Origin of the sequence: Comamonas sp. A7-5, assembly GCF_039581385.1 — a bacterium.
Lineage (GTDB): Bacteria > Pseudomonadota > Gammaproteobacteria > Burkholderiales > Burkholderiaceae_C > Comamonas > Comamonas thiooxydans.
The window spans coordinates 1-9,403 of the sequence record NZ_JBCPWO010000032.1 but is presented as its reverse complement, the minus strand read 5'-3'; the positions used below and the strand labels follow the sequence as shown (position 1 = coordinate 9,403).

The 9,403-nt window shown below is 57.6% G+C and carries 10 protein-coding genes; 9 read left to right on the top strand and 1 reads right to left on the bottom strand.

All coding sequences use genetic code 11. The features are described from left to right. Window positions 1-322 precede the first annotated feature (322 nt). Window positions 323-820, top strand: a complete 498-nt coding sequence (locus tag AAIL67_RS24430) for a nuclear transport factor 2 family protein (RefSeq protein WP_343485371.1) — start codon at window positions 323-325, stop codon at window positions 818-820. A gap of 103 nt (window positions 821-923) precedes the next feature. Here the strand turns inward: AAIL67_RS24430 and AAIL67_RS24425 are convergent, their stop codons facing one another. Next, on the bottom strand, window positions 924-1,559 hold the full coding sequence (locus AAIL67_RS24425) for a TetR/AcrR family transcriptional regulator (RefSeq protein ID WP_034408419.1): 636 nt from the start codon (window positions 1,557-1,559) through the stop codon (window positions 924-926). 145 nt (window positions 1,560-1,704) lie between these two features. On the opposite strand from AAIL67_RS24425, the gene AAIL67_RS24420 reads away from it, so the two are divergent. The 8 genes from AAIL67_RS24420 to AAIL67_RS24385 all read left to right on the top strand — a co-directional run bounded on the left by AAIL67_RS24420 (window position 1,705) and on the right by AAIL67_RS24385 (window position 8,959). Then, window positions 1,705-3,054, top strand: coding sequence for an FAD-dependent oxidoreductase (locus tag AAIL67_RS24420; protein WP_343485370.1), 1,350 nt, complete (start codon window positions 1,705-1,707; stop codon window positions 3,052-3,054). Beyond that, the gene (locus tag AAIL67_RS24415) at window positions 3,051-3,803 is read left to right on the top strand and encodes a DUF1365 domain-containing protein (RefSeq protein ID WP_012838021.1); all 753 of its coding nucleotides are present in this window, start codon (window positions 3,051-3,053) and stop codon (window positions 3,801-3,803) included. The genes AAIL67_RS24420 and AAIL67_RS24415 overlap by 4 nt, the downstream gene beginning before the upstream one ends. Continuing rightward, entirely contained in the window at window positions 3,800-5,071 is a 1,272-nt protein-coding gene (locus AAIL67_RS24410; protein ID WP_343485369.1) for a cyclopropane-fatty-acyl-phospholipid synthase family protein, read from the top strand. The genes AAIL67_RS24415 and AAIL67_RS24410 overlap by 4 nt, the downstream gene beginning before the upstream one ends. Further along, window positions 5,064-5,633, top strand: a complete 570-nt coding sequence (locus AAIL67_RS24405; RefSeq protein WP_343485368.1) for a chalcone isomerase family protein — start codon at window positions 5,064-5,066, stop codon at window positions 5,631-5,633. The genes AAIL67_RS24410 and AAIL67_RS24405 overlap by 8 nt, the downstream gene beginning before the upstream one ends. Window positions 5,634-5,646: 13 nt before the next feature. Next, complete coding sequence (locus AAIL67_RS24400; protein WP_343485367.1) at window positions 5,647-6,939, top strand: MFS transporter; 1,293 nt, start codon at window positions 5,647-5,649, stop codon at window positions 6,937-6,939. Then, window positions 6,936-7,496: a DUF3833 domain-containing protein gene (locus AAIL67_RS24395; RefSeq protein ID WP_343485366.1), complete on the top strand. Its 561-nt coding sequence runs from the start codon at window positions 6,936-6,938 to the stop codon at window positions 7,494-7,496. The genes AAIL67_RS24400 and AAIL67_RS24395 overlap by 4 nt, the downstream gene beginning before the upstream one ends. Window positions 7,497-7,501: 5 nt before the next feature. Continuing rightward, complete coding sequence (locus AAIL67_RS24390; RefSeq protein ID WP_012838016.1) at window positions 7,502-8,290, top strand: SDR family NAD(P)-dependent oxidoreductase; 789 nt, start codon at window positions 7,502-7,504, stop codon at window positions 8,288-8,290. Window positions 8,291-8,437: 147 nt separating this feature from the next. Next, window positions 8,438-8,959, top strand: coding sequence for a lipocalin family protein (locus AAIL67_RS24385; protein ID WP_343485365.1), 522 nt, complete (start codon window positions 8,438-8,440; stop codon window positions 8,957-8,959). Window positions 8,960-9,403 lie beyond the last annotated feature (444 nt).

Below are 9,403 nucleotides of genomic sequence, written 5' to 3'. Positions count from 1 at the left end.
CCTCCTTAGAGCTCACGAAATTCGATGTTCGTGCAGCGACTTCTAACACTCACAACTACGAACTCAACAATGTGGACCTCTATGTCCACAGGCCGGTAAGATGGAAGAATACTCCTCTTCATCTAGCTGGCTTCGCCCCAGGCGGCAAATCCGCCTAGGGAAAACTCAGTCCTAAATGAGTCCCGGTAGAGCACAGTAAAGTCTCCTAGCCATACCAGAGCAACTACTATTATTTGGGAGTTGCAAGTTAAGCCTGCTTCCTAAAGCCTGTGTTCTATGCTCGCCTTGTCCTAATAACGCGCTTACCATCAGGTAGTAGTCAATGAATGTGGACAAATTTTCGTGCAACCACGACAGTCGGGTTGCTGTTCAGAGGCTTGTCGAGTTCTACGAAGGGCTGACAGGAGAACATCTACAACGGCTTGACGCGTATTATGCGGCGGATGCCTACTTCAAAGATCCCTTCAACGAAGTTCGTGGGGTGGCAGCGATCGCCAGCATTTTTGAACACATGTTTTCCTCGTTGCAGGAGCCACACTTTGTAGTTACCCAGACTCTGGTGCAAGGCCATCGAGCATTTCTGGAATGGGAGTTCCGTTTTCGGCTGGGTCACTGGCGATCCGAGGTTGAGCAGTGCATTCGCGGCGCTTCTTCTGTTTGCTTCGATTGCGAAGGCCGCGTAACACACCACCGTGATTACTGGGACACCGCAGAAGAGTTGTACGAGAAATTGCCGTTGCTTGGGGTCTTGATGCGCTGGTTGCGCCGTAGGGTTTCGGCGCCTGCAAAGTCAGTACACACGAATGGCTCTGCATCCTAGCAATTGGCGTTAGAGGCGATCTTTGCCACGATGGCAAGAGATGGCTTTCCCACCATCAATATCGTCCGAATCTTCCGAACCCTAAAGCAAAGAGAGAGCAGCGCTATCTCACGGCCAAACCATCGAAAGTCGTGCTTGTTACCCAGTCGATGATCTGGTCATGCGTGTATTGGCCTGACTCCTTGAGCAATGCCACGACCGGATCGCAGGCGCGCGCGAACAGAGTGTAGAGTACTAGTTCAGCAGGTAGTCGCAATTGCAAATGACCACCTGTCTGGGCTTCGGTAATCCACGTACTGAGCCTATTGCTCAACGCAATGAGTCGATCCATGTACTCGTCGTTCGATTGCAATGAGGCGCTGAGACTCGAATTTTGCGCCGGAAGTGAGGGCATTTGTCCTTCCAGTTGCGTTTGCATAGCCCACCGCACGACTGCTTTGAGCTGATCCAGCGCAGGAGTGCTCTGACCGGATTCGGCTACCTGCTCGGCCTCTCGGCGCAAGCCATCCACAAAACTCAAAGCACGATCCAGCACGCCGACCATCGCTGCGCCGGCTAGCTCTTCTTTGGAAGTAAACAACTTGTACAGACTGGCCTTGGCGACTCCTGCTTCAGCAGCGACCTCATCCACCGTCATCGCGTCGTAGCCCTTAGTCGCCAAAAGGCGGTTCACCGCCGCCACGACAGCCTCTTCCCGTACACGTTGAATTTGTTCTTTGATTGTTGACCGAGCGTTCATAGCCAACATTTTAGGACGCACAAGATCATCTTGCACACCAGGTAGTGCAAATTTGAAATTTAAGGTTTATAGTTTGAACTAAGCAGTTCAAGATTTGATCTTTTCGGTTTTCTTGAGTGTTCACCCAATACTTCAAGGAGCTTTCATGCCTCGTATAGCTGTTATCGGTTCGGGTATATCCGGTCTGGCCGCCGCATTTCGTCTGGCTACCACCCAAGCATCGCACGGCGTTTGCTTAATCGAAGCGACCAGCCATTTCGGCGGACATGCCAACACGTTAGAGCTCTGCCTTGATGATGTAAGCCATGGCGTAGATACAGGATTCCTAGTATTCAATCATCGTACCTACCCCATGCTCACGCAGCTGTTTAGTGAACTCAATGTGGAAACGGCACCTTCCGAGATGTCTTTTTCAGTTCAAGTGCCCAGCGTCGATGGCAGGTGCGGACTTGAGTGGAGCGGAAGCTCCTTAGGAGGAGTTTTCGCTCAACGCAGAAATCTGCTGCGTCCCCGCTTTATCGGCATGCTGCTCGAGATCTTGCGCTTCAACCGCCTGACCTCAGATATCGCAGAACGCCAGATCGAGGCACAGCTCAATACGTCAATAGAGGACTTTCTGGACCAGCATGGCTTCGGTAAAGCGTTTCGCAGCGACTATCTGCTGCCCATGATTGGATGCATCTGGTCCTGCCCTACGGATCAGATGCTGCGCTTTCCCGTCGCCACCTTGATTCGCTTTTGCCACAACCATGGTCTGATCCAGGTCACACATCGGCCTCAGTGGTACACCGTGCGCGGCGGTTCTCAGCAATACGTGCGTCGCGTGATTGCCCGAATTAAGCAGGATGGTCGCCATGAAACCAGATTGGATACCCCAGTGCTGAGTTTGAAGCGCGATATGCATGGGGTCATGCTGCAGATGCCCCATGGGTCGGAGCATTTTGATGCGGTTGTTTTGGCCTGCCACAGTGACCAGGCGTTGCGTTTGCTGGGTCAAGATGCGACACCGTTGGAGCGTGCAGTGCTAGGTGGAATTCGATACCAGCCCAATGAAGCAGTTCTGCATACCGATACAGCCGTGCTGCCGCAACGCCAGGCAGCCTGGGCGGCCTGGAACTACGAACGTGCACCCTCCCTCAGCGCAGAGAATGCCGGTGTCTGTCTGCACTATCTGATCAACCGTTTACAGCCCCTGCCTTGGCAGCAACCCGTACTGGTTTCACTGAATCCGACTCGACCAGTTGCCGACAACAAAGTTCATGCGCGTATTCAGTACAGCCACCCTGTTTTCGACCAGGCTGCGATCTTTGCACAACAGCGTGTTGGTGAGTTACAAGGTAGGCGCAATACTTGGTTTTGTGGCGCTTGGTGTGGCTATGGGTTTCATGAAGATGGCTTACGCTCAGGTCTCGAAGCTGCCGATGGAGTGCTCCACTCTCTGAGCCACACACAGCAACCAGTGCTCCCAGGGGCCATCTTGGAGGAAGCTCTATGAGCGTTCCTCCTCTGATTGGCTTTGGCCATATCTGGCATCGCCGGCTTCGGCCAGTCGAGCATGCATTCCGTTACCCCGGATATTTTCTACTGCTTCCCATGCGAAGCCTGCGTGAGCATCCGGTTGCAGTGCTGCGGCGCAATCGGCGCGGCTGGCTCAGCTTTCATGACAGCGATCATGGCGACGGCAGCTGCGACTCTTTGGCCTGGTTCGAAAAGCTGTTGCAGGAAGAAGGTATCCGGGATGCAGATGGAGAAATCTGGCTGCATACCTTTCCCCGCGTGCTGGGCTATGCCTTCAAGCCGGTGAGTTTCTGGTACGCACACCGAGCAGATGGCACGCTGGCAGCAATCCTGGCCGAGGTCAACAACACCTTTGGTGAGCGTCATGCCTATCTTCTCGCAGGACCTCAGCTCGCCTGGGATTGCGAGCATGTGGCGCACAAGTGCTTTCATGTCTCACCATTTTGCGAGACCCAGGGAGAGTATCGCTTCCGCTTCAAACGCAGTGAAAGCACCAATCTGGCGCTCGTGGATCTCTACGACGAGACAGGGCCGCTGCTGCGCACGGGCGTCGAAGGGACACTGCATCCCTTGAACACCTCCACAGTGCGCCAGGCTTTCTTCGGCACGCCGCTGATGACACTCGGAGTCATCTTCCGCATCCACTGGCAGGCACTCCGCCTTTGGGCGAAGCGGCTTCCTTTCCATCGCAAACCACCTGCGCCCAAGCGCTTTGTAACACGATGAACACGACCACTGTCCCCCTACTGAGCAAGTCCGCCGGTTCAACGCGCTCCCTGCCACGCAGCGCCAGTCGCGTCATGAAGCTGTTGGAGCATTTGCCGCACGGCCAACTGGATTTGCAATTGCCTGATGGACGAGTGCGCCATTTCCCGAAGCAGATCACAGCGGAAGCAGATGCACGCTGTGCAATCCAGCACTGGGAAGCTTTGGACCGCATCCTGAGCTCGGGCGATATCGGGCTGGCCGAGGGCTATATCGAGGGCCAATGGGACAGCTCTGACCTCAGTGCCCTGTTGCGTCTTTGCATCAGCAATCGCGATCACCTGGAGCAACTGGTGTACGGCCACTGGTGGGGTCGCCTGGGCTTCAGGCTGCGCCACCTGCTTCGCCGCAATACGCGGGCGGGCAGCGCCAAAAACATTCATGCCCACTATGACCTGGGTAACGATTTTTATCGGCTGTGGCTGGATCCCACCATGAGCTACAGCTCTGCCTGGTTCGAAGGGCTCAGCGGTACGCCCTTGCAAGCGACCGACCTGGAGCAGGCACAGCGCTCCAAAATAAGACGTGCCTTGAGTGAGACAGGACTCCAGCCTGGTCAGCGCCTGCTGGAAATCGGCTGTGGCTGGGGGGCGCTGGCAGAGACGGCCGCCACGCAATTTGGCGCGCAGGTGACCGGCGTCACCTTGTCGCGCGAGCAGCTGCAGTGGGGCATGCAGCGCATCACACAAGCAGGCTTGCAGGCACAGGTCGACCTGCGTTACCAGGATTACCGGGATCTGGCGGCTGAACATGCAGCACAGCCCTTTGATGCCATTGTGTCCATCGAGATGTTCGAGGCTGTCGGGCATGAATACTGGCGTACTTATTTCCAGGCGTTACGCGACTGCCTCAAGCCCGGCGGCTACGCTTGCCTGCAATCCATCACCCTGCGCGAAGACCTGTTTGCGCGCTATCTGCACTCCACCGACTTCATCCAGCAGTTCATTTTCCCGGGCGGTCTGTTGCCCAGCGTTACGGCCTTCGAGCAAGAGGCCCAACGCGCCGGCCTGACGGTGGAAAAGAAGATGCGCTTTGGCAAGGACTATGCCGAAACGCTCAGACGCTGGCGTCACGCCTTTGAGCAGCGCCTTGATGAGGTGCGAAGCCTGGGCTTCGATGAGCGCTTTGCGCGCATTTGGAGGTTTTACCTGGCCTATTGCGAAGCGGCCTTTGATACGGGCAACACCGATGTGGTCCAGTTCACTTTGCGCAGGCCTGACCATGCATGACATTCGACGGCGCCAAGCCCTGGTCTGGAGCGCCAGCCTTCTTGCTCCCACTATGACACTAATGACCCACAACCTCTTGGCAGCTACGCCTGCCGCCCCTGCGGAGCTGCGCTCCACCCTGCCCTCGGCGCGCCTGATTGGAAGCGGCGTGCTGCGCTTTTTTGGTCTGCGGGTCTACGAGGCCCGTCTCTGGGCGCAGGCGGACTTCGAGCCGGCGGACTATGCACGCCAGCCGTTCGCGTTGGAACTGGTCTATGACCGCAAGCTGGAGGGTGAGGCCATCGCCGAGCGATCGGTGGCCGAGATGCGGCGCGTGGGCAGCTTCTCCGAAGCACAGGCACGCCAATGGCTGATGATGATGAAGAAGGCCTTTCCTGATGTCGCTGTGCAGGATCGACTGCTGGGAGTGACTGACGGAGCCGGCGATGTGAGCTTTTTCCACAATGGACGCGAAACTGCACGCCTGCAGGATGCAGAGTACGCGCGCCTGTTTTTTGGCATCTGGCTGTCTGATCAAACTTCGGCGCCTGGCCTACGCGCTGCACTGCTGGGCAAGCGCTGAGGAGACAAAGACCATGCCCTCCCCCAGCTCAGCTCCATCCAAGCCGCTGCCCTGGCGTGTGGGGCTCGCTTATGGAGGTCTCGGCGTGCCGCTGGCATTCGTGTCGCTGCCGCTGTATGTCAACCTGCCTCATCACTATGCAGCGGTCGCCGGGGTGCCCTTGGCTGGCCTGGGAGCGGTACTGCTTGCCACCCGCGCTCTGGACGCGGTGCTTGACCCAGCCCTGGGACGCATGGCCGATCGCCTGCTGCAAAGCGGGCTGCGTGCCGCATGGCTGGCCGCGGTGCTCGGCAGCGTGCTCATGGCATTGGGCTTCGCTGCGCTGTGGCATCCTCCAAACGCCAGCCAAGCCAGTCTGCTGGGCTGGCTGGCTGCCAGTCTGCTGCTCTGCACTCTGGCCTATAGCGCCGTGAGCATCTTGCACCAGGCCTGGGGCACGCGCTGGGGAGGTGAGCCTGATTGGCGCGCGCGCGTGACCGCTTGGCGCGAAGGTTCCACTCTCGCTGGCGTACTCCTAGCCAGCGTGCTGCCCACCTGGCTGGGCTTTGATGCAACCAGCATGGTGCTCATGATGGCGCTTGCCCTGAGCTTGCTGGGGCTGCATAGCCTGCAACGATCTAGTGCGATACCGGCGTCCACCGTGCAACTGCACACCAAGCCTGCTAAGCCCTCACCATGGGCGGACGCAAGTTTTCGCAGACTGCTATCTGTATTCATGCTCAACGGCGTGGCAGCAGCAATACCCGCCACACTGCTGCCGTTCTTCGTGATGGATCGCTTGCAGGCACCGGATCTGCAGCCACTACTTCTATTGTGCTATTTCGGTGCCGCCGCTGCGGGATTGCCACTGTGGGTGAAGGCTGTCTCGCGCTGGGGGCTGGCGCCCAGTTGGCGCGCCGGCATGCTGGCGAGCGTGGTCGCATTTTCCATCACCCCCTGGCTCGGGGCCGGCGACAGCTGGATCTTCACCATCATCTGTCTGACAAGCGGATTGGCCCTCGGGGCAGATCTGGCGCTGCCTGGGGCTTTACTGACCGGCGTCATCCACGAGTCTGGCCAAGGAGGCTCTGCAGAGGGACGCTATCTAGGTTGGTGGGCCTGTGCTGCCAAGCTCAATCTGGCATTGGCAGCTGGACTGTGCCTGCCGCTTCTTGCCGCAATGGGATACCGCAGCGGCACGACCGACCCTGCCGGCTTGCAGGCACTGGCATTGGCATATGGAGCCCTTCCCTGCCTGTTCAAACTGATGGCCTGGGCTTGCCTGTGGCGTGGCGAGCGCCTGCACCAATCTTGGAGACTGAAATGAAATCCATGACAAGTACTTTCTCATTCCTGCCTTGGCGCCGCGCCGCAATAGGACTGACGTTCATGGGAATGCTGGCCGGCTGCGCGGGTCCGTCTGTGCAGGAATATGCCCAGGAGCGCCCAGAACTGGATCTGCGTCAGTACTTCAACGGACCATTGACCGCTCACGGCTTGTTCACGGACAGATCCGGAAAAGTGGTCAAGCGCTTCACTGTGCGCATGACAGGCAAATGGAACGGCGACGAAGGTGTGCTCGACGAGCACTTTGTCTACAGCGACGGCAGCACGCAGCAGCGCATCTGGCACCTGAAGTATCTGGGTGATGGCCGCTATAGCGGAAACGCAGACGACGTGGTGGGACAGGCTCAGGGCCAGACGGCTGGCAACGCCTTCCGTTGGAACTATGTGCTGGCCCTGCCAGTGAACGGCAAGGTCTGGAACGTGAGTATGGATGACTGGATGTATCTGATGGATGGGCGCACCATGCTCAACCGTGCAGCCATGAGCAAATTCGGTGTCCATCTGGGCGATGTGACTCTGTCCTTCGTCAAGGAGTAAGTGCGATGTCGCTGCTGCACGCAAGGCTCAATCCGCCGCTGTCCCACTGGCAAGGGAAATGTGCCTGGATAGTCGGCGCTTCTTCAGGCATAGGGCGAGCCACCTCAGAGGCTCTACATGCGCAAGGCGCTCGGGTCATCGTATCGGCCAGAGATGCAGTTGCCCTGCATTCCTTGACCCTGGGCCGCAGCGGCTTTCTGGTCCTGCCGCTGGATGTCACCCAGCCCGAGACCATGGCTGAGGCCACTGCGACGGTGAAAGCTTATGCAGGGGCGCCGGATCTGGTACTGTATTGCGCAGGCAGGTACAGACCGCAACGCGCGACAGCCTTCGACCTGCTTGAGATGAAGCAGCATCTGGCGGTCAACTATGTCGGTGCCCTGCAACTGCTGGACGCTGTCATACCGATGCTGTTGGACGCAGGACGTGGTCACCTGGCTCTGGTCGGCAGTGTAGCCGGTTACCGGGGACTACCCATGTCGCTGGCCTATGGCCCCACCAAAGCCGCACTCAACAACTTGGCAGAGAACCTCTATCTGGATCTGCACCCTCGGGGCTTGGGCGTCTCCATCATCAACCCCGGTTTTGTCGATACCCCGTTAACGGCACAAAACAGCTTCAAGATGCCAGCCCTCATCAGCTCTGAAGAAGCGGCTCAGCATATCTTGCGCGGCTGGAAGCTTGGGCATTTCGAAATGAACTTTCCCCGTCGCTTCACCCGCTGGGTAAAGCTCATGCGCTGCCTGCCCGACAGCTGGTATTTCTCGGCGGTACGTCGTGTCACCGGAATGTGATATCACCCGCAGCCGTCTGCACTTCAAGTGCGCATACGTCGATGCACTGTTGCCATTTAGCCTGAATCTCGTACAGCAGAGCCTGCCGTGGTCTCTGTTTACTTCACACTGTCGAGGCGCTTTATGCATATTTCAAGAAGCTCTTTCATGCGCGCTACAGCGCTAGCGGCCGTCTTTGTAGGGACCCAGATGGCTTTATCGGGCTGCGCCGTATCTGTACCTCGTGGGGTAGATCCGGTGAGCCATTTCGATATCAATCGTTATCTTGGAACTTGGTATGAGCTGGCCCGCATTGATCACCACTTTGAGAAAAATCTGATCCAAGTGGTAGCACGTTATCAGCTCAACGCGGATGGCAGCATTTCCGTGCTGAATCGAGGATTTGACGCGCGCAAGCAGGAATGGCGCGAAGCCGAGGGGAAAGCCCAATTTTTAGGACCGTCCAATGTAGCCGCACTGAAAGTCTCGTTTTTTGGCCCGTTTTACGGCGGCTATAACGTTGTCAGCCTAGACGAATACCAGACCTCTCTGGTCATTGGCGGTAGCCTGGATTACTTTTGGCTGCTGTCGCGCCAGAAGTCCATCCCAGAGGAGCAACTTCATTTGCTGCTGCTAAAGGCTCAAAGTCTCGGCGTAGATCTGAGTCGTGTCATCCGAGTTCCTCAATAGCGCCCATTGCTGCCAGGTACAGGCATTTCCATCGGCCCCCAAACCTGGCTGCTGCACGCCAGCGACAGATGAAGCGAGGCACATGTGGAAGAGGATGCAGCCTCGGTAACAGCTATCCTGATAAAGGCCTTTGCGCAACTGGGTGGCCCGATGCGGCCAGCATGCAGGCCACAGCCCAACGCTGACTCTATACCGACATTGCCAACCTGCTAAACACTGGCTCCTGGTGGTGCGCTGCTGCGGGTGTGGGAATATGCGGCGACTAGCTGCATAACGGCACCATGGAAGGCACTTGGCCCGCTGTTCATATGGTACTGCTCACCCATACCCGATAAACCTACAGGGAGTGCACCATGCACCGCAAACTCCACCTTTCAGGAAAGCGCAACATGTGCTGAGGGCGCTTGTTTGACTTATGCGTGCCCCGACAGGCTTGTATCGCCC

What these genes read in the sequence shown, in the direction of transcription:
- AAIL67_RS24430 (WP_343485371.1), top strand. Translation starts at nt 323, where the DNA reads ATGAATGTGGACAAATTTTCGTGCAACCACGACAGTCGGGTTGCTGTT.
- AAIL67_RS24425 (WP_034408419.1), bottom strand. Translation starts at nt 1,559, where the DNA reads ATGAACGCTCGGTCAACAATCAAAGAACAAATTCAACGTGTACGGGAA.
- AAIL67_RS24420 (WP_343485370.1), top strand. Translation starts at nt 1,705, where the DNA reads ATGCCTCGTATAGCTGTTATCGGTTCGGGTATATCCGGTCTGGCCGCC.
- AAIL67_RS24415 (WP_012838021.1), top strand. Translation starts at nt 3,051, where the DNA reads ATGAGCGTTCCTCCTCTGATTGGCTTTGGCCATATCTGGCATCGCCGG.
- AAIL67_RS24410 (WP_343485369.1), top strand. Translation starts at nt 3,800, where the DNA reads ATGAACACGACCACTGTCCCCCTACTGAGCAAGTCCGCCGGTTCAACG.
- AAIL67_RS24405 (WP_343485368.1), top strand. Translation starts at nt 5,064, where the DNA reads ATGCATGACATTCGACGGCGCCAAGCCCTGGTCTGGAGCGCCAGCCTT.
- AAIL67_RS24400 (WP_343485367.1), top strand. Translation starts at nt 5,647, where the DNA reads ATGCCCTCCCCCAGCTCAGCTCCATCCAAGCCGCTGCCCTGGCGTGTG.
- AAIL67_RS24395 (WP_343485366.1), top strand. Translation starts at nt 6,936, where the DNA reads ATGAAATCCATGACAAGTACTTTCTCATTCCTGCCTTGGCGCCGCGCC.
- AAIL67_RS24390 (WP_012838016.1), top strand. Translation starts at nt 7,502, where the DNA reads ATGTCGCTGCTGCACGCAAGGCTCAATCCGCCGCTGTCCCACTGGCAA.
- AAIL67_RS24385 (WP_343485365.1), top strand. Translation starts at nt 8,438, where the DNA reads ATGCGCGCTACAGCGCTAGCGGCCGTCTTTGTAGGGACCCAGATGGCT.